20 protein-coding genes are annotated in these 17126 nt (G+C 74.6%); 7 read left to right on the forward strand and 13 right to left on the reverse strand.

Translation table 11 applies throughout. The annotated features are described in order from the left end of the window. Positions 1 to 16: 16 nt before the first annotated feature. Together AB0J46_RS47405 and AB0J46_RS47410 are read left to right on the forward strand one after the other, a co-directional pair. Positions 17 to 268, forward strand: coding sequence for an acyl carrier protein (locus AB0J46_RS47405; protein WP_352351457.1), 252 nt, complete (start codon positions 17 to 19; stop codon positions 266 to 268). After that, positions 268 to 1491, forward strand: a complete 1224-nt coding sequence (locus AB0J46_RS47410) for a beta-ketoacyl-[acyl-carrier-protein] synthase family protein (RefSeq protein WP_364342590.1) — start codon at positions 268 to 270, stop codon at positions 1489 to 1491. The genes AB0J46_RS47405 and AB0J46_RS47410 overlap by 1 nt, the downstream gene beginning before the upstream one ends. 17 nt (positions 1492 to 1508) lie before the next feature. On the opposite strand, the gene AB0J46_RS47415 is transcribed toward AB0J46_RS47410, so the two are convergent. Both AB0J46_RS47415 and AB0J46_RS47420 read right to left on the reverse strand, forming a co-directional pair. Beyond that, positions 1509 to 1946, reverse strand: coding sequence for a VOC family protein (locus AB0J46_RS47415; RefSeq protein WP_364342593.1), 438 nt, complete (start codon positions 1944 to 1946; stop codon positions 1509 to 1511). A gap of 73 nt (positions 1947 to 2019) precedes the next feature. Continuing rightward, positions 2020 to 3207 (reverse strand): cytochrome P450, encoded by a 1188-nt coding sequence (locus AB0J46_RS47420; protein ID WP_364342596.1) that lies wholly within the window; start codon positions 3205 to 3207, stop codon positions 2020 to 2022. Positions 3208 to 3280: 73 nt separating this feature from the next. Here AB0J46_RS47420 and AB0J46_RS47425 point away from each other — a divergent pair, with 73 nt between their 5' ends. Then, the gene (locus tag AB0J46_RS47425) at positions 3281 to 3889 is read left to right on the forward strand and encodes a TetR/AcrR family transcriptional regulator (protein ID WP_364342599.1); all 609 of its coding nucleotides are present in this window, start codon (positions 3281 to 3283) and stop codon (positions 3887 to 3889) included. Positions 3890 to 3958: 69 nt separating this feature from the next. Here the strand turns inward: AB0J46_RS47425 and AB0J46_RS47430 are convergent, their stop codons facing one another. Next, positions 3959 to 4561: an ABATE domain-containing protein gene (locus tag AB0J46_RS47430; protein ID WP_364342602.1), complete on the reverse strand. Its 603-nt coding sequence runs from the start codon at positions 4559 to 4561 to the stop codon at positions 3959 to 3961. A 67-nt stretch (positions 4562 to 4628) separates the two neighbouring features. Between AB0J46_RS47430 and AB0J46_RS47435 the strand changes: the two genes are divergently transcribed. From AB0J46_RS47435 to AB0J46_RS47445, 3 genes are all read left to right on the forward strand, one after another. Continuing rightward, entirely contained in the window at positions 4629 to 5018 is a 390-nt protein-coding gene (locus AB0J46_RS47435) for a RidA family protein (protein ID WP_358301424.1), read from the forward strand. Positions 5019 to 5050: 32 nt separating this feature from the next. Next, entirely contained in the window at positions 5051 to 6463 is a 1413-nt protein-coding gene (locus AB0J46_RS47440; RefSeq protein WP_364342605.1) for an MFS transporter, read from the forward strand. 102 nt (positions 6464 to 6565) lie between these two features. Then, on the forward strand, positions 6566 to 6841 hold the full coding sequence (locus AB0J46_RS47445; RefSeq protein WP_364342608.1) for a hypothetical protein: 276 nt from the start codon (positions 6566 to 6568) through the stop codon (positions 6839 to 6841). A gap of 15 nt (positions 6842 to 6856) precedes the next feature. Here AB0J46_RS47445 and AB0J46_RS47450 read toward each other — a convergent pair whose 3' ends face one another. The 7 genes from AB0J46_RS47450 to AB0J46_RS47480 all read right to left on the reverse strand — a co-directional run bounded on the left by AB0J46_RS47450 (position 6857) and on the right by AB0J46_RS47480 (position 14078). Next, on the reverse strand, positions 6857 to 7720 hold the full coding sequence (locus AB0J46_RS47450; protein WP_364342611.1) for a serine hydrolase: 864 nt from the start codon (positions 7718 to 7720) through the stop codon (positions 6857 to 6859). An 81-nt stretch (positions 7721 to 7801) separates the two neighbouring features. Then, positions 7802 to 8998, reverse strand: coding sequence for a HAMP domain-containing sensor histidine kinase (locus tag AB0J46_RS47455; RefSeq protein WP_364342614.1), 1197 nt, complete (start codon positions 8996 to 8998; stop codon positions 7802 to 7804). Continuing rightward, positions 8995 to 9681: a two-component system response regulator CseB gene (gene cseB, locus AB0J46_RS47460; protein WP_364342617.1), complete on the reverse strand. Its 687-nt coding sequence runs from the start codon at positions 9679 to 9681 to the stop codon at positions 8995 to 8997. The genes AB0J46_RS47455 and cseB overlap by 4 nt, the downstream gene beginning before the upstream one ends. Before the next feature lie 15 nt (positions 9682 to 9696). After that, positions 9697 to 10872: an ABC transporter permease gene (locus tag AB0J46_RS47465; RefSeq protein WP_364342620.1), complete on the reverse strand. Its 1176-nt coding sequence runs from the start codon at positions 10870 to 10872 to the stop codon at positions 9697 to 9699. A gap of 2 nt (positions 10873 to 10874) precedes the next feature. Further along, the gene (locus AB0J46_RS47470) at positions 10875 to 11549 is read right to left on the reverse strand and encodes an ABC transporter ATP-binding protein (protein ID WP_358301402.1); all 675 of its coding nucleotides are present in this window, start codon (positions 11547 to 11549) and stop codon (positions 10875 to 10877) included. Beyond that, positions 11542 to 13281 (reverse strand): peptidoglycan-binding protein, encoded by a 1740-nt coding sequence (locus tag AB0J46_RS47475; protein ID WP_364342624.1) that lies wholly within the window; start codon positions 13279 to 13281, stop codon positions 11542 to 11544. Before AB0J46_RS47475 ends, AB0J46_RS47470 begins: the two co-directional genes overlap by 8 nt. Then, the gene (locus tag AB0J46_RS47480; RefSeq protein ID WP_364342627.1) at positions 13281 to 14078 is read right to left on the reverse strand and encodes a hypothetical protein; all 798 of its coding nucleotides are present in this window, start codon (positions 14076 to 14078) and stop codon (positions 13281 to 13283) included. The genes AB0J46_RS47475 and AB0J46_RS47480 overlap by 1 nt, the downstream gene beginning before the upstream one ends. A gap of 172 nt (positions 14079 to 14250) precedes the next feature. Here AB0J46_RS47480 and AB0J46_RS47485 point away from each other — a divergent pair, with 172 nt between their 5' ends. After that, positions 14251 to 14802: an AAA family ATPase gene (locus tag AB0J46_RS47485; protein WP_364342630.1), complete on the forward strand. Its 552-nt coding sequence runs from the start codon at positions 14251 to 14253 to the stop codon at positions 14800 to 14802. Here the strand turns inward: AB0J46_RS47485 and AB0J46_RS47490 are convergent. The 3 genes from AB0J46_RS47490 to AB0J46_RS47500 form a co-directional block, all read right to left on the reverse strand. Beyond that, the gene (locus AB0J46_RS47490) at positions 14780 to 15280 is read right to left on the reverse strand and encodes an anthrone oxygenase family protein (RefSeq protein ID WP_358301390.1); all 501 of its coding nucleotides are present in this window, start codon (positions 15278 to 15280) and stop codon (positions 14780 to 14782) included. The genes AB0J46_RS47485 and AB0J46_RS47490 overlap by 23 nt on opposite strands. A gap of 130 nt (positions 15281 to 15410) precedes the next feature. Beyond that, the gene (locus AB0J46_RS47495) at positions 15411 to 16160 is read right to left on the reverse strand and encodes a methyltransferase domain-containing protein (RefSeq protein ID WP_364342633.1); all 750 of its coding nucleotides are present in this window, start codon (positions 16158 to 16160) and stop codon (positions 15411 to 15413) included. 82 nt (positions 16161 to 16242) lie between these two features. Then, positions 16243 to 17112: a LysR family transcriptional regulator gene (locus AB0J46_RS47500; RefSeq protein WP_364342636.1), complete on the reverse strand. Its 870-nt coding sequence runs from the start codon at positions 17110 to 17112 to the stop codon at positions 16243 to 16245. Between the last annotated feature and the right edge of the window lie 14 nt (positions 17113 to 17126).

The following is a 17126-nucleotide window of genomic DNA, read 5'->3' on the forward strand; positions in this document are numbered from 1 at the left end:
GAGAACGGACGGCACCATGACCGACGACCAGATAACAGACGTGCTCCGCGGCCACTGCGCGCGGGTCCTGGGCGTCAGCCCGGCCCAGATCGGCCCGCACACCGACCTGCGCGAGGAACTGGACGCCGACAGCCTGGACTTCGCCGAGCTGCACGCCGTGGTCGAGGACGAATGGGGCACCTTCGCCGACGACCGGCTCCAGCGGGTGCGGACGGTCGCCGACATGGCCGCCGTCATCCGCCGCCACCTGACGGCGGTGGGCGGCTGATGCGACCCCGGGTCGCGGTGACCGGGCTCGGCCTGCGCACGCCCGCCGGCTCCGGTCCCAAGGAGCTGTGGAACGCGCTGCTCGGCGGGCGCTCGACGGCACGGGCCATCACGTCCTTCGACACGTCCGCGCTCGCGGTGCGGTTCGCCTGCCAGGTGCCGGAGCTGGACGTCTCGGCGTACCTGACCGACCGGCAGGCCCGGCGGCTGGACCGGGCGTCGCTGCTGGCGGTGTGCGCGGCGGGTGACGCCCTGGCCGACGCCGGTCATCCGCGGGTGGCGCCCGAGCGGCGGGCCGTGGTGGCGGGCAGCTCGTTCTGCGGCACCGAGACCTACGAGTCGGCGCTGCTCGACACGCCCGGTCCGGCCGCGCTGCGGCTGTCGCCGATCTTCATCCCGAAGATCATGCCCAACGCCGGCGCCGCCGCCATCGGCATGCGGTACGAGATCCGCGGGCCGAGCATGTCCGTGGTCACCGCCTGCGCCTCCGGCGCGCACGCCATCGGCGAGGGCGTCCGGCTGATCCGCGACGGCTCGGCCGACCTGGTCGTGGCCGGGGCCGGGGACGCCAACGTCACCCCCGGCATGCTGCACGGCTTCAGCCGATGCCGGGCCCTGTCGGTCCGCAACGACGACCCCGAGGCCGCCTGCCGCCCCTTCGAGGCCGACCGCGACGGGTTCGTGCTGGCCGAGGGGGCCGCGTTCCTCGTCCTGGAACGCCTCGACGACGCCGTGCGCCGCGGGGCGCGCGTCCACGCCGAGGTGTCCGGCTACGGCCGCACCAGCGACGCCCACGACCTGACGGCCCCCGCGCCCGGCGGCGAGGGCGCCCGGCGGTGCATGGACGCCGCGCTCGCCGACGCGGGCCTGGCGCCCGAGGACATCGTGCACGTCAACGCCCACGGCACCGGGACCGAGCTGAACGACCTGGCCGAGGCGCAGGCGATCGGCCGCGTCTTCGGGCCGGCCGCCGTGCCGGTGAGCTCGACCAAGGGGGTGACCGGGCACGCCCTCGGCGCGTCCGGGGCGATCGAGGCCGTGGCCTGCGTGCTGGCGATGGCGGAGTGCACCGCCCCGCCGACCGCCAACCTGGACCGGCTCGACCCGCGCTGCGACATCGACGCGGCGCCCGTGCCGCGCCCGATCGCGAGGGGGCCGGTGATGTCGAACTCGTTCGGCTTCGGCGGCCACAACGCCACGCTGGTCTTCTCGCCGGCGCGCTGACCGCTCCCGCCGGACGGTCAGCCGCGCCGGGAGACGAACACGCAGAACGGGTGCCCGGCCGGGTCGGCGTAGACCCGCAGGGGTTCCTCGTCGTCGTCGATCCGGTCCAGCAGCAGCCGGCCGCCCAGGCGCAGAACGCGTTCGTGCTGCTCCAGCAGGCTCTCGACCGACGGCACGGTCAGGTCGAGGTGGAGCTGCTGGGGCACCCCGGGCTCCGGCCAGGTCGCCTCCGGAAGCGTCTCGACCTGCTGGAAGGCGAGCTGCGGCGCGCCGTCCCTGGTTCGCAGCACGAGCCAGTCGCGGCCGCGCTCGTCGTCGGCGCCCGGCTGCGGCGGCTCGTCGCCGGGCCGGTAGACCAGGTCCAGCAGGGACCGGTAGAACTCCGCCAGCGCCCTGGCGTCGGTGCAGTCGAGCACCACCTGACACAGCCTGATCCCGCCGTCCGTACCGGCCATGCGCGCCTCCCGTGATCGTCTTGTGTCCGTCATGCTCTCTGCACGGCGGCAGGGCAGGTCAAACGCGGCGGCCTCACCAGGTGACCGGCAGGGACGCCAGGCCGTAGATCGTGGCGCGCGGGCGCAGCGGCACCTCCTCGGCGGGCACGGCCAGCCGCAGCCCGGGGAAGCGGCGCAGCAGCGCGGGGAAGGCCAGCCGCATCTCCAGGCGGGCGAGCTGCTGTCCCAGGCACTGGTGGATGCCGTGGCCGAAGCCGAGCTGCGGGCCGGCCTCACGGGTGACGTCGAAGCGGTGGGGGTCGGGGAAACGGGCCGGGTCGCGGTTGACGGCCGGCAGGGAGAGCGTCACGGTCTCCCCGGCCCTGATCGTCCGCCCGGCGAGCGGCACGTCGGCCCGCGCGACCCGGATCGGGCCGATGTGCACGATGCTGAGGTAGCGCATCAGCTCCTCGACGGCGGTCGCCGCCACGCCCGGGTCGGTGCGCACCAGCTCCGCCTGCTCCGGACGGCTCAGCAGCAGGAACGCGCCGAGGGCCAGCATGTTCGCGGTGGTCTCGTGGCCGGCGGTGAGCAGCAGGGTGGCCACCCCGGTCAGCTCCTCGTGGTTCAGCTCGCCGCCGGAGACCAGCTCGCCGAGCAGGTCCTGGGCGGGCTCGGCCCGCTTGCGGGTGACCAGCTCGGACAGGTAGCCCATCAGCTCGGCGCCCGCCGCGCCGCGTTCCTCGGCGGAGTTGTCCAGGTTCACCGCGCGCGCGGTGGTGTCCTGGAAGCGCGCGCGCTCGTCGTACGGCACGCCGAGCAGCTCGCAGATCACCAGCGACGGGATCGGCAGTGCGAACGCGCCGACCAGGTCGGCGGGCGCTCCGGCCCCGGCCATCTCGTCGAGGCGGCCGTCGACGATCTCCTGGATCCTGGGCTCCAGGAGCCGCATCCTGCGCATGCTGAAGCGGCCGGTGAGCAGCCGCCGATAGCGGGAGTGCTCGGGATCGTCCATGGCGATGAAGAAGCCCGGCGGGATCACCAGGTCGGCCAGGCCCTCGGGCGGCGCCAGCTCCTTGATCGGCGGCGCGGCGCCCTGGGAGGTGTTGCTGAAGCGCGGGTCGTCGAGCACCGCGCGGGCCTCGGCGTGGCCGGTGACCAGCCAGCCGGGGCGGCCGTCGGCGTAGATCATGCGGTGCAGCGGGCCGTGCAGCCGGGCGAGCTCGGCGGGCGGCTCGAACGGGTCCACACGGTCGAGCGGCAGGCTCTGAAGGATGTCCATGCCCCCAGAAAACCGCAGAGACTGCGAATTTGCAACCTATGCATAAAAGCAGGGCATGCAGTAGGGTGGCGCCGTGGAAGGTCATCGCGAACGCAAGAAGGCCCGCACCCGCCGCGCGCTGCTGGAGGCGGCCGTCCGGCTGTTCGCCGAGCGGGGGTACGAGCAGACCACCGTCGCCGACATCGCCGCGGCGGCCGACGTCGCGCCCCGCACCTTCTTTGCCTACTTCGCGAGCAAGGAGGACGTGCTCTTCCTGCAGGCGGGCGAGCGCGAGCGGGTGATGCTGGAGGCGATCGCCGGGCGGCGGCCGGGAGAGCCGCTGGGGGAGCTGCTGAGCCGGATGTTCGAGGCCATGGTGCGCAGCCTGGCCGAGGACGACGAGCTCGGCTTCGCGCTGTCGCCGCTGCGGGCGCGGCTGATGGTCGCCGAGCCCGCGCTGCGCGCCCGCGGCCTGACGCTCATGATGGAGACCCAGCCCCGGCTGGCCAGGGCGCTGTGCGAGGTCTATCCGGGGCTCGACCCGGTGTCGGCGGGGGCGGCGGTCGGCAGCTTCATGGGCGCGCTGGCCGTGGCCGGCATGGTCGCCCAGGAGCAGGGCGGCTCAGAGGACGACGTCCTGGCCGCCGGGCGGCGCGGGATCGAGGTCGCGATCAACGGCCTGTCGAGCCTCGACCGGCCTTAGTCGGCGCGGGGCCGCGCGGCGTCGCGTCCGCAAGCCGCTCCCGGCGGGCGCGCGCCCGCCGGCCGCTCGTCACGGCTCCAGGGCCTGGCGGGCGCGCAGGGCGCGGAGTTTGTGGCGGTTGCCGCAGCGTTCCATCGCGCACCAGCGGCGGGCGCCGGGGCGCGAGGTGTCGACGAACACCAGCGGGCAGTTGTCGCTCGCGCACTCGCGGATGCGTTCGGCGAGCGGCCCGGACAACAGTTCGATCATCTCCCGCGCCATGGCGGACAGCGCCTGGGAGGCCCGCACCGGTGACGCCCATCCGGCGGTGACGCCGTCGGCGGCGAGTTCGGGGACCAGCGGCGCGGCCGTCGCGGCCCGGTTGATGACCGTGATCGCCCCGGCGGGCAGGGGGCGGCGCGCCGCCTGGGCGTGCGCCGCGTCCCAGATCGCCTGGCGCAGGGCCTTGGCGTCGGCGAGCTCGCGGGCGGTCACGGGGGCCGTCATGACCGCCGTCAGCGGTGGCTGGGCCAGCCATTCGGCCAGGTCGGCGGGCTCGTGCAGGGTCTCGAAGATCGCATATTGACCCTCGCCGCCGGTGTGGGCGAAGTCGAGGCAGAGGGCGCCGGCGTCGAACCGGAACGACCCGCCCTTGGGATCGTGCAGCACCCGTCCGGTTGCGTTCACTCGCATGACACCACTATAACTGGTGTCGCAACGAAACCTCTTTAACCGGTTTCAGAACGTGAGGAGAAAGAACATGGGCGTACGGCACATCAACCCCGAGGGGCTGCACCGCAGCCCGGCCTTCAGCCAGGCCGTCGTGGTCGAGCAGCCGGCCAAGACGATCTACATCGGCGGCCAGAACGGCGTCGGCCCCGACGGCAAGGTCGTCGGCCCCACGGTGGGGGAGCAGGCCAGGCAGGTGTTCCGCAACCTCAGGACGATCCTGGAGAGCGAGGGCGCGAGCCTGGCGAACGTCGTGCACTGGCGCATCGCCGTGCTGGACGGCCACACGTTCGACGAGGGAGTGGCCGCCTTCCAGGAGGTGTGGAACCGGGCCGACCCGCCGCCCGCCATCACGGTGCACGTCGTGGCCGGCCTGAACCCGGGATGCCTCGTCGAGGTCGACGCCGTCGCCGTCGTGTGACCCCGCGGGCACCCTCGACGAGATCTCCGATCATGACGAACACCGCGGACGCGCCACCGGCCGGGCGGAGCGCCGCCCGGCCGCCCGGCCCCCTCTGGCCGATCGTCGCCCTGGTCTGCCTGGCGCAGTTCATGATGGTCCTCGACGTGTCGATCGTGAACGTCGCGCTGCCCGCCATGGAGTCCGACCTCCGCCTGGGCGCCGAGGGGCTGCAATGGGTGGTCAACGGCTACCTGCTCACCTTCGCCGGGTTCCTGCTGCTGGGCGGCCGGGCGGCCGACCTCTACGGCCGCAGGCGCACCTTCGTCGCGGGCCTGGCCGTGTTCGCGGCCGCCGGCCTGGCCGGCGGGCTCGCCACCACGCCGGAGCTGCTGATCGCCGCGCGGGCGTGCCAGGGGCTCGGCGCGGCCGTGGTCGCCCCGGCCACGCTGACCATCCTCACCACCACGATCCCCGCCGGGCCGGCGCGGGCCAGGGCCGTCGCCACCTGGGGCGCGGTCGGGGCGGCCGGCGGGGCGGCGGGATCGCTGGCCGGCGGGCTGCTCACCGACCACCTGTCCTGGCGCTGGATCCTGCTGATCAACGCGCCGATCGGGGCGGTCGCGGTCATCGCCGCGCTGCGCCTGCTCGCCGAGAGCCGCGACGCCGGCGCCCGCGGGCTCGACCTGACCGGCGCGATCACGGTGACGGCCGGGCTGTCGGCGCTGGAGCTGGGCGTGCTGCAGATCCCCGCGCACGGCTGGGGTTCGGCGCGCGCGCTGGTCCCGATGGGCGTGGGGGTGCTGGCGCTGGCCGTGTTCGTCCTGGTGCAGGCCCGGTTCGCGCGGGCGCCGCTGATGCCGCTGCGGATCTTCCGGGCCCGCTCGGTGTCCGGCGCGCTCCTCGTGCAGTTCCTGCTGGGGGCCGCGGGCTTCGCGCTCTGGTACTTCCTGTCGCTCCACATGCAGCAGGTACTGCGCTACAGCGCGCTCCAGGCGGGCCTGGCGTTCCTGCCGCACACCCTGGCCGTCGTCGTCGCCGCCAAGGCCACGCCGTGGCTGGCCGGCCGGGTCGGGCTGCGTCCGCTGCTGGCCACGGGCGCGCTGGTCTCGGCGGTGGGGTTCGCCTGGCAGGCCGTCGTCACGCCGGAGAGCGGCCTGCTCGCCGGGATCGTGCTGCCGGGCGTGCTCGTCACCGGCGGGCTGGGGCTCACCTCGGCCCCGATCGCGATGACCGCCACGGCCGGCGCCGCCCCCGGCGAGGCGGGGCTGGTCTCCGGCATCCTCAACTCCTCCCGCCAGGTCGGCGGCTCCCTCGGGCTGGCCGCGCTGACCACCCTGGCCGCGGCCCCCACCGGCGCGCCGACGTCCGGGTACGCCCTGGCGTTCTGGGCGTGCGCCGGCCTCGTGGCCGCCGGGGCGGTGGCCGTGCTCGCTCTGCCCAAGGCTTCGAAGGACCGTCCCTGACGGGGGATCGCGTCCGATAGTGGACATCGTTCCCGGGTGGCGCGCAGCGGGTCGCGGGGCAGGGAAGAGATGCCGCCGTTCCTTCGGAGGAGAGGGAATCTCGTGATCACGCTGGTGCGACGGCTCGCCGTCATCTCGGCCCTCGCCCTCGCCGGGGCGTCCCTGCCCGCCTCGTCCGCGCACGCGATGGGCTCGTGGGTCTGCTCCGGCGGCTCCCGCACCTACCTGGGCAGCGTCGTGGGCTACCACATCCTGGGTTCCGGCTGCACCGGGGAGGGTTCGGGAGCCGGGTCGATCACCATCCCGTCCGGCACCTACGGCTGCGCGGTCGTCAACCCGACACCCCAGCTGGGCATCGTCAGCGGCCTGAACTGCTGAACGGTGCCGGGCACGTCAGCGCGACCGGTCGAGCAGCCACCGCTCGACCGCCGCGCTCATCCGCCCGCCCGCCTCCAGCGCCGCCGCCTTGGCGGCGGCCGGGTCGGTGTGCGCGGCCTGGCCGAGGATGACGCCGAGCACCAGATGGCCCCGTACGCGCGAGGCCCACATCAGGTTGCCGCCCGCGGCCGTGCCCGAGCCGGTCTTGATGCCGATGACGCCGTGCCTGTTCAGCAGCGTGTTGGTGTTGTGCAGCCGCCGGGCGTCCCCCGGGACGGACGTGTCGGTCTGCGCCACCACCGCCCGCAGCACCGGGTCGCCCATCGCCGCCCTGGCCAGCCTGAGCTGGTCGGCGGCGGTGCTGACGGTGGTGTCCTCGTTGCCGCTGGCCCCCGTGTACGTGGTGTCCGCCATGCCCAGTCGTCGTGCGGCGGCGTTCATCCGGGCCACGAAGCGCTCCTGGGAGCCGGCGTCCCAGCGGGCCAGGAGCCGGGCCACGTTGTTGCCCGAAGGCACCATCATCAGCTCCAGCAGCCGCCGCAGCCGTACCGTCCGGCCCTGGACGAGCGGGACGGTCGACTCCAGCCGCGACAACGACTCCTCGGCCGCCGTGCGGTCCACGGTGATCGGCGGGCCGTCGTCGCCGGGCCGCAGCGGATGGCGGCGCAGGATCACGTAGGCGGTCATCACCTTCGTCACGCTGGCGATCGGCACCGGCCGCGGGTCGCCGCTGACGCCCAGGCTGCCCACGTCGGCCACCTCGACCGCCGCCTGCCCCTCCCGCGGCCACGGCAGGGACGCGTCCCCGGTGACCGGGGGAGCCCCGGCACAGCCCGACAGAACGCCCGCCAGCAGCAGAAACATCAAGGAACGTCGCATACCGGCCAGGTTGCGCGACCGCCGTGTCCGTACGGCCGTGGCCGCGCATCCGTCCGCGCTCAGCCGTGTATCAGCCCGGCATCAACCCGCCGGGAGGCGGAGGACGGCGACCGCGCCGCCGTCCGGGGCGTTGGCCAGGGTCAGCTCGGCGCCGATGACCCGGGCCTGGCCCAGCGCGATCGTCAGCCCCAGGCCGTGCCCGCGGCCCCGTTCGGCGGCGCCCGTGCGGAACCGGCGCGGCCCCTCGGCCAGCAGCTCCGGCGGGAACCCCGGCCCCCGGTCGCGCACCTCGATCACGTGGTCGCCGACCGCGATCTCCACCGGCGCCGCGCCGTGCCGATGGGCGTTGAGCACGAGGTTGGCCAGGATCCGGTCGAGCCGCCGCGGATCGGTCTCGGCCACCGGGTCCCCGTCGGCCAGCACCCGCGCCTCGACCCCCACCCGGGACGCCGACTCCGCGGCCAGCCCGGCCAGCAGCACGCGCACCCGCTCGGCGACCTCGGCCCCGGCGTCCAGCCGGGACACCTCCAGCAGGTCCTCCACCAGCGTCCGCAGCACCCGCACCCGGTCCCGCACCAGGTCGGTGACCTCGCCCTCGTCCAGCAGCTCGACCACGGCGACCAGGCCCATCAGCGGGGTGCGCAGGTCGTGCGCGACGTCGGCGGTGAACCGCTGCTCGGCCAGCAGCCGGTGCTGCAGGCTCGCCGCCATCGAGTCCACGGCGGCGGAGATGCGGGCGATCTCGTCCCGGCCGCGGGCGTCCGTCCGGGCCGCCAGGTCGCCCCCGGCGATCCTGCGGGCGGTGTGCGCGACCCGCCGCAGCCGCCGGTTGGGCAGCTCGGCCGCCAGCACCGACAGCGGCACCACCCCGGCCAGGGCGAGCAGCCCGGCCTTGGCCATGTTCCGGTCGAGCGCCTGGAGGCCGAGCACTTCGGAGCCCATCGCGATCTGCACGCTCGTCACCTCGCCGCCGTCGCCGTACGGCTGGACCGCCCACATCCACGGCTCGTCCCGGTGGTCGAGCCCGTACCAGACCACCCGCCGGCCGGGCCGCAGCCGGTCGGCCAGGGCGTCGGGGAGCTCGGCGACGGGCACCACGTCCTCGGTGGTCCCGGCGGCCAGCGACTCCTCCAGGGCCACCTCGGCCCGGGCCTGGCCGATGTCGAGCGCCCGCTGCCAGGTCGCCCGGTGCACCAGCAGCCCCACCACGGCGGCGACGACGGTCGCGGCGAGCGTGACGAGTGCGGCGATCTTCCAGCGCAGCGAGGCCGGATTCACGTGACGGCCAGCTTGTAGCCGAACCCGCGCACGGTCTCGACGCGCTCGGTGCCGATCTTCCTGCGCAGCCGCTGCACGCACAGGTCGACCACGCGGCTGTCGCCGTCCCATCCGTAGTCCCACACGTTGCGCAGCAGCGTCGCCCGTTCCAGCACGATGCCGGGATGGGCGGCGAACTCCAGCAGCAGCCGCAGCTCGGTCGGCGACAGCTCGACGCGCCGGCCGGCCCGGCGCACCTCCAGCGCGCCGGTGTCCACGCTCAGGTCCCCGAACTCCAGCACGGCCGCCCCTGCCTCGGCCCCGGCGGCCGGCGTCCGCGCGAAGGTGGCCCGGCGCAGCAGCGACCGGATCCTGGCCACCAGCACCGGCAGGTCCACCGGCTTGACCACGTAGTCGTCGGCGCCGCCCTCCAGCCCGGCCACGATGTCCAGCCCGTCGCCGCGGGCCGACATCATCAGGATCGGCACCTGGCTGGTCTCCCTGATGCTGCGGCACACGCTGATGCCGTCGAGGCCGGGCAGCATCACGTCCAGCAGCAGCAGGTCGTGATCGCCGGTACGGGCGGCCTCCAGCCCGTCGAGCCCGTCGGCCGCCGTGGTCACCCGGTAGCCGTACCGTTCCAGGGCCATGCCCAGCGACGTGCGGATCACGGTGTCGTCCTCGACGAGCAGCAGGGATGTCATGAAATCGCACCATACCTAGCGAAGTGCATTGACTGGTTCCATCCGGGCGGCGCGCAGAGCCGGATACAGGCCCGCCAGCAGCCCGACGACGGCCCCGGCCACCGGCGCCAGGACGGCCGGCCCGACGTCCAGGACGGGCGTCCACTGCTTGACCGCGCAGACCCCGACGATCACCAGAATCCCCGCGGACGCGCCCAGCACGCCGCCGATCAACCCGGTCAGCGTGGACTCCAGCAGGAACTGCGCCGCGATGTGGCGGCGCGCCGCGCCCAGCGCCCGGCGCAGCCCGATCTCGGCGACGCGTTCCATGACGGTCACCAGTGTGACGTTGGCGATGCCGACCGCGCCGACGACCAGCGAGACCAGCCCGAGGATCAGGAACAGGGCGTTGACGTCGCCCTCCACCGCGTCGCGGGCCCTGGTGGGGCTGGGCGGCGAGATGACCTGGAGCAGGGCCTCGTTGCCGGGGCTGAGCGCCGTCGGCGCCTGCCGGGCGATCAGCTCGGCGGCCCCGAGCGCGGTGTCGACCAGGACGCGGGTCACGCTGCCCAGGCCGTAGGGCCGGCCGGCCGTCGGCGGCAGGATGACCGCGCTCGCCAGGCTCCTCTCCCGCCGGAGATCCCCGAGCACCCCGATCACGGTGTACGCCCGGGTGCCGATGAACACGGCCGGAGCCCGGTCCAGCCCGGTGATGCCGAGCAGCCGGGCCGCCTGCTGGCCCAGCACGACGACCCGGTCACCCCGGGCGACGTGCCCGGCGTCGAAGTAGCGGCCCTCGATCATCCTGCCCTTGACCGCCGCGGGCAGGCCGGGGCTGCTGGAGACCACGGTCAGCGTCTGGTCGGTGACGCGGGCCGGGTCCACGACGTCGTTGGAGCGGACGACGAGGTTGGCGCTGCGGTCGGACTCGGCGAGCGCGGCGGCCGCGACCACCCCGCGCAGCCGGGTCACCCGGCTCACGTCGGCCCATCCGACCAGCGGGAACGGGTACGCCGGGACCTCGACCGTGACGGAGGTGGCGGTCAGCTCGTCGAAGCGGCCGACGACCTGGTTGCCGGCCGTCGCGGCGACGCCCAGGGTCACCACGAGCGTGGTGATGCCGAGCACGGTGCCCAGCGTGGTCAGGGCCGAGCGCACCGGGCGGGCCAGCAGGCCCGCCACGGCCTCGGTCAGCAGGTCGCGCGGGTGCACGTCTACTCCTCCGTGAGGACGCCGTCGGTGATGCGGACCCGGCGTCCGGCCCGGTCGCTCACCTCGGTCTCGTGGGTGATGACGACGATGGTCATCCCTTGGGCGCGCAGCTCGTCGAACAGGTCGAGCACCGCGCCGGTGTTCCTGCTGTCGAGGTTGCCGGTGGGCTCGTCGCACAGCAGCAGCGACGGCTCGCCCAGCAGGGCGCGGGCGATGGCGGCGCGCTGCCGCTCGCCGCCGGACAGCCTGCCGGGCAGGAAGTCCACCCGGTGCGACAGGCGCACCCGGTCGAGGGCGCGCACGGCGCGGTCCCGCCGTCCGGCGCGCGGGGCGGTGCCGTAGACCTCGGCCAGCATGACGTTCTCCAGGACGCTCCGGTGCGGCAGCAGGTGGAAGGACTGGAAGACGAAGCCGATCCGGCCGCCGCGGACGGCGGTGCGCGCCCCTTCCCTCAGCGTGGTGGTCTCGATGCCGTCGAGCCGGTAGCTGCCGCGGGTCGGCCGGTCGAGCAGGCCGAGGGTGTTGAGCAGGGTGGACTTCCCCGACCCCGACGGGCCGACGACCGCCACGTAGTCCGCCCGCTCGACCCGCAGGTCGACCGACGACAGCGCGCGGACGGGCGGGTCGCCGGGGAACTCCTTGGTCAGCTCGCGGAGGTGGATGACCGGCTCAGCCACTGTTGACCACCACCCGATCGCCCGGCTGGAGGTCGCCGGTCACCTCCACGGCTCCGTCGGCGGACAGGCCGGTGCGCACCTGCACCTCCTCGGTCCGGCCGGGCGCGGTCTCCACCCGCACCCTGGCCCGGCCGTCCGCCGCCGTGACGACCGCCGCCACGGGGACCACGAGCACCTCCCCGCCGGTGGCGCCGATGGTCACGCGGACCGTGACAGGCTGCCCGGCGAGCGCGCGCAGCCCCTTCGCGGAGGCGGGCGTGACCGTCACCGGGACGGCGCCCTTCGCGTCACGTCCGGCGACGGCGGTCACCGTGCCGGGGACGGTCGTGCCGGAGTCGGTCTCGATGCTCGCCGCCAGCCCCGGCTTCACGCGTTCGGCCTCGGCCGCGTCCACCGAGCCGGACACCACGAAGCCGGCGCCGGTGACCGTGGCGACCGCCTTGTCCACCGGCTCGCCCGCCTTGACGGCCGGCTTGTGCAGGCGGACGGGCAGACTGGGCAGGAAGACGATCTCGCCGGGCGGCACGGTGGTGCCGTAGGTGCGGGAGAACTCGGCCAGCAACGCCCGCGCCGCGGCCAGGTCGCTGCGCGCGTTGGCCACCTTCAGCCTGGCGGGGGAGAGCTGCCTGGCCTGCCGCAGGGCCTGCTCGGCGAGGGCCACCGCCTCCCGCGCCGCCCGTACGGCCTTCTCCAGCCCGGCCAGCCGCTTCGCCCGCGCGGTTCCGGCCGCCGCCCGCGCGCGTTCCAGCGCCGACCGGGCGGCGGCCAGGTCCGCGCGGGCGTTGGCGACCCGCAGTTCGAGCAGGCGGGTGTCGGCGGGCGGCCCCGCCGCGGGGGCGGAGCCGGGCGCCGCGGTCGGCGCCGTGGTGGGCCCGGTGGTCGGCGCTGTGGTCGGCGCTGTGGTCGGCGTCGCCCTGGCCTGGGCGAGCTCCTGCTCGGCCGCCAGCAGCCGCTCCTCGGCCGCCCGCACGGCGCTCTCGGCGGCCTCGACGCCGGCCTCGTCCTCGGCCGTGCGGTCCTGGGCCCGCGCGCTCTTCAGCGCCTGGTCGGCCTCCTTCAGGTCGCGGCGGGCGCCGGTCACCCTGAGCTTCAGCGGGAGCACGTCCATGCCCTGGTCGAGGGCCTTGCTCTCGGTCGCCAGCACCTCCCGCGCGGTCCGCACGGACCGCGCCAGCTCGTCGCGCCGCTGCCGCAGCTCCAGGGTGGGCTGCTGGGCCTCGTAGCCGCGCCGGGCGTAGAAGCGCGACACCGCCGCGACGGTCGCCCCGTCGAACACGCCGGTCACCGGCACGCGGTGCCCGAGCCGGCGCAGCGCCTTCTGCAACTGCCGGACGTCGTCCCCCTCGGCGCCGGGGACGATGCCGCGGTGCATCGGCACCCTGCCCGCGAAGACGAACACCGGTCGCCCGTTCACCTCCATGAGCACCGCGCCCTCCACGAGCTGCCCCCGCCGGGGAGCACGGGTGGCCCGCTGGACGGCCTCGCCGCCGCCGACCACACCGGCCAGCGACACCGGACGGGCGGAGCCGTACTCCAGCGTGCCGCTGACGACGACGGTGGCGACCAGCCTGCGCCGCTCGACCTCGACGGTGACCAGCGACGGCACGGGCGGCCTGCGCGCCGCCGCCTCGTCGGCCGGGGAGCGCAGCCGGGTGCCCACCCCCCAGCCGGTCCCGGCGACCGCCAGGACCACGACCAGCACGAGCAGCAACTTGCCGCGAGGGGTGCGCATCACTGCTCTTGGAACCCGTACTTCACCCGCGCCTGGTTGGTGAGCCGCCGTTGCAGCGGGACGAAGGCCGCGTAGAAGTCCTTGCCGCACTCCAGGTCGACCAGCGCCGACCTGATCTCCTTGGCCAGGTACGGCCGGGCCGCGGCGGCCGTGACCTCGCCCGCCTTGCCGAGCCGGTCGGCCTGCTCGCCCCACAGCATCGACCCCCGCGCGCTCAGCGCCAGCGGCCGACCAGAGATCACCCGCTCGCCCTTGGACTTCAGGCACTCCGCGAACGGCCCGGCCAGCTCCACCAGCTTCGGATCGCCGTCGAGCGCCTTGTCGATGTTCTCGATCTCGGTGCTCATCTGGTCCTGGTAGTCGGCGAGCGAGGTGACCTTCAGGCCGTTGACCTGGCGCAGGGCGCTGACCCGGCACTCGTTCATGGTCTTCTGGTAGGCGTCCCGCCGGGGGCCGGAGAGCCCGTCCAGCGTGGCCTGGTTGGGGTCGGGGGCCCGGGTCTCGGTAGGCTTGGGGTAGACGATCGCGGAGAAGACGCCGAAGCCGTTCTTGCTCCGCTCGGCCTTCATCGCGTCGTAGTCGGCCGGGTCGGCGTCGGGCGGCGCCGGCCGGCTGACCGAGGGCGTGTAGGCGAAGCCCTTCTGCTTCATGCAGGTGGCGATGACGGTCTCCCGCTCGCGGAGCTTGTCCGCCCCGGCCTCGCCCCCGCCGGACGCCGGAGCGGCCTGTCCCGCCGGAGCCCCTCCGCAGCCGGTCAGCACCGCCAGACCGAGCAGACCGCACACCAGCACACGCATCGAGGGCTCCTTCACCGTGGGGACGCGCCGCGCTCCGCGACGCCTCGGCCACTCTTGAGCCCTTTTCCGTCCGCCCGGCCTTGGCCGGGTATCACCAGGCGCTCGGCCGTGTATCGGCCGTGTATCAGCGCCCGTAGCTCGTCACCAACCCCCACGGAAACGGAGAAGAACCGTGCCGAATCACGTTCTCACCGGCACCCCCGGCGCCGGGAAGACGGCCGTCCTGCGGCTGCTGGAGGTTCACGGGTTCAGCGTCGTCGAGGAGGCGGCGACGGACGTCATCGCCCTCGGCCAGGCGCTCGGCCGCGCGGAGCCCTGGCGCGAGCCCGCCTTCGTCGAGGAGGTGGTCAGGCTCCAGCGGCGGCGCCTGGAGGCCGCGCCCGCGGGCGCCGAGGCCGCCGTCTTCTTCGACCGCTCGCCGGTCTGCACGCTGGCGCTGAGCCGCTTCCTTGGGTTTCCCGCCTCGCGCCTGCTGGCCCGCGAGGTCGAGCGGGTGGTGAACCGGGGGACGTACGACGGGAAGGTGTTCTTCGTCCGCAACCAGGGGTTCGTCCGCGCCACCTCCGCCAGGCGGATCGGCTACGAGGAAGCGCTGGACTTCGAGCGCCTGCACGAGCGGACCTACCGCGACCTCGGGTTCGAGCTCGTCGAGGTGCCCGCCGGGCCGCTGGCCGACCGCGTCGCGCTGGTCGAGCGCGCGGTCAGCCCACCCGGCCGCTCTTGACGAGCGCCCAGCACAGCGAGGCGAACGCGCCGGTGGTGGTGATCGTCCGGACGAGGTTGTAACCGGCCCACTTGGCCTCGTCGAACGCGCGGCGCACCGCGGCCAGGTCGGCGATCCGGTCCGGGTCGCCGGCCGCCTTGATGGCGTCGTTGAGCGGCACGTTCACGGCCACCGTGAGCACGAAGGCGACCAGGTAGAGCACCAGCGCGACGATGATCCAGGGGAGCACCGCGCGCACGTTCTGGCCGAGGTGCAGCGCCGCCGCCAGGCCCGTGAAGGCCAGCGCGCCGACGAAGCTGAGCATGAACCAGGGGTTGAGGATCGCCCGGTCGACGGCCTGGAACGCCCCGACGAACGTGCGGTCGTCGGTCGCGCCCAGACCGCGCATGATGGTGTGCGAGTAGAGCCCGAAGACGCCCGCCGCGAGCCCGGTCGCCATGGTCGCCGCGATCAGCACGACGGTGCGCAGAACCGACATCAGTGTGTCCCCTTGTTCGTTCCCGCGCCCGACGTCCCGGACGCGCGAGGACAAGTCAACGCGACACCGGGGGAGCGCGGCCATGGCCGAGACTCTCCCGGCCATACGCCAGACTCCAGGGGCTCCGGGGTCAGGGCGCGGGCGGGTTCCGGCGCGCGGTGACCAGCGCGAAGGACAGGTATTCCCCCTGGTCGGCTTCGAGCATGGCGATCGTCGCCGTCTCCTGCCTGGCGCGGGCCCACAGCAGCCAGTCGTGCCAGCCGCCGTCCTGCAGGCGCGCGGACGTCACCGTGACCAGCTCGGTGATCTCCCACTGGAAGCGCCACCACGCGGCGGTGTGCCAGGCGATGGCCTCCCAGCCGACCAGCGCCTTGACGTGGGCGGGGATGTGCCCGAGGTCGCGGACCTCGCGGGTCATGCCGGGCGTGGCGACGCCGAGCTGCCCGCCGGGCCGCAGGAAGCGGACCAGGTAGGGCAGGTAGGAGTCGGCCGTCCCGAAGTACTCGAAGGCGTCCACGCTGACGATGGCGTCGAAGGACTCCTGCTCGAACGGCAGCGCGTGCGCCTCGGCCCGTACGGCCCGGACGCGGTCCGCGACGCCCGCCGCGGCGAAGACGGCCGCGGCCTTCTCGGGCGCGACCCACAGGTCGGCGGCCACCACCTCCACCCCGAACTCGCGGGCCAGGAAGACCGAGGTCGCGCCCAGGCCCGAGCCCAGGTCGAGCACCCGCATGCCGGGCCGCAGGTCGAGGTCGCGGGCCAGGTCCTCCAGCAGCCACAGCGGATGGGGGCCCATGTCCAGCCCGAGCACCCATTCCGGGTCGTATTTGGAGGAAAGCGGATAGACGTCGGGGCGCACGAGGTCCTGGATCGCTGACACAGCGGGCCATCCCACCACGAAGGCCCCGCCCGATCAACCGGTTATCCGCCGCCGGGGCCGGGGCCCGCGAGTCCGATCCGGGTCACCGGGTGAGGTGCGCCAGCAGGGCTCCGGCGGCCGGGTTCGTGGGAACGGGCGCCCGGCCGGCCAGCACGACCGTCCTGGCCGGATCGGGCTGGCGGATGCGCACGGTCGGCAACCCCTCCTGCTCGGCCACCCGCCGGGGGACGATCGCCACCCCGATCCCGGCGCGCACCAGGTCGACCAGCAGCCGGATCTGGGTGACCTCGCAGGTGATCTGCCGGTGCAGCCCGCACCCGGCGGCCAGCCGGCGCACCGCCGTCTCCAGCCCGGTGCCGGCCTTGAAGTCCACGAACGGCTCCTCCGCCAGCTCCGACAGCAGGGCCCGCTCCGCGCCGGCCAGCCGGTGGTCGGGCGAGGTCATCAGCACCAGCTCCTCCTCCCAGGAGTCGAACACGGCCAGCCCCGGCGGCAGCTCGGCGCCGTCGAGCGCCAGGTAGGCCAGGTCGAGCTCGCGGGCGAGCAGCGCGTCGAGCAGCCCCGCCACCGGCGCGTCGCGGACCGAGATCTGGATGCCGGGCCGCAGGCGGTGGAAGGCGGCCAGCTCGGCCGGCAGGTCGACGCTGGTGAGGGTCTGGATGGTGCCGATCGCCACCCGGCCGGTGGCCAGCCCGGCCACCGCGGACACGGCCTCGCCGGCCGCCGCGGCGTCGGCCAGCAGCGCCCGCGCGGCCGGCAGGAACGCGTGCCCGGCCGGGGTGAGGACCGGCCGCCGCCCGGTGCGCTCGAACAGGTCGGCGCCGAGCTCGCGTTCGAGCTTGCGGATGGACGTGCTGAGCGCCGACTGCACGATCAGCTCCGCCCGCGCGGCGGCGGTGAAGCTGCCGTGGGTGGTGACGGCGACGAAATGGCGGAGCTGGCGCAGTTCCATCCATCTACGATATC

This window comes from Nonomuraea sp. NPDC049758 (assembly GCF_040674635.1).
Classification (GTDB): Bacteria; Actinomycetota; Actinomycetes; order Streptosporangiales; family Streptosporangiaceae; genus Nonomuraea.

What these genes read in the sequence shown, in the direction of transcription:
- cseB (WP_364342617.1), bottom strand. Translation starts at nt 9,681, where the DNA reads ATGACATCCCTGCTGCTCGTCGAGGACGACACCGTGATCCGCACGTCG.
- AB0J46_RS47435 (WP_358301424.1), top strand. Translation starts at nt 4,629, where the DNA reads ATGGGCGTACGGCACATCAACCCCGAGGGGCTGCACCGCAGCCCGGCC.
- AB0J46_RS47500 (WP_364342636.1), bottom strand. Translation starts at nt 17,112, where the DNA reads ATGGAACTGCGCCAGCTCCGCCATTTCGTCGCCGTCACCACCCACGGC.
- AB0J46_RS47415 (WP_364342593.1), bottom strand. Translation starts at nt 1,946, where the DNA reads ATGGCCGGTACGGACGGCGGGATCAGGCTGTGTCAGGTGGTGCTCGAC.
- AB0J46_RS47490 (WP_358301390.1), bottom strand. Translation starts at nt 15,280, where the DNA reads ATGTCGGTTCTGCGCACCGTCGTGCTGATCGCGGCGACCATGGCGACC.
- AB0J46_RS47480 (WP_364342627.1), bottom strand. Translation starts at nt 14,078, where the DNA reads ATGCGTGTGCTGGTGTGCGGTCTGCTCGGTCTGGCGGTGCTGACCGGC.
- AB0J46_RS47410 (WP_364342590.1), top strand. Translation starts at nt 268, where the DNA reads ATGCGACCCCGGGTCGCGGTGACCGGGCTCGGCCTGCGCACGCCCGCC.
- AB0J46_RS47450 (WP_364342611.1), bottom strand. Translation starts at nt 7,720, where the DNA reads ATGCGACGTTCCTTGATGTTTCTGCTGCTGGCGGGCGTTCTGTCGGGC.
- AB0J46_RS47430 (WP_364342602.1), bottom strand. Translation starts at nt 4,561, where the DNA reads ATGCGAGTGAACGCAACCGGACGGGTGCTGCACGATCCCAAGGGCGGG.
- AB0J46_RS47440 (WP_364342605.1), top strand. Translation starts at nt 5,051, where the DNA reads ATGACGAACACCGCGGACGCGCCACCGGCCGGGCGGAGCGCCGCCCGG.
- AB0J46_RS47475 (WP_364342624.1), bottom strand. Translation starts at nt 13,281, where the DNA reads ATGCGCACCCCTCGCGGCAAGTTGCTGCTCGTGCTGGTCGTGGTCCTG.
- AB0J46_RS47420 (WP_364342596.1), bottom strand. Translation starts at nt 3,207, where the DNA reads ATGGACATCCTTCAGAGCCTGCCGCTCGACCGTGTGGACCCGTTCGAG.
- AB0J46_RS47405 (WP_352351457.1), top strand. Translation starts at nt 17, where the DNA reads ATGACCGACGACCAGATAACAGACGTGCTCCGCGGCCACTGCGCGCGG.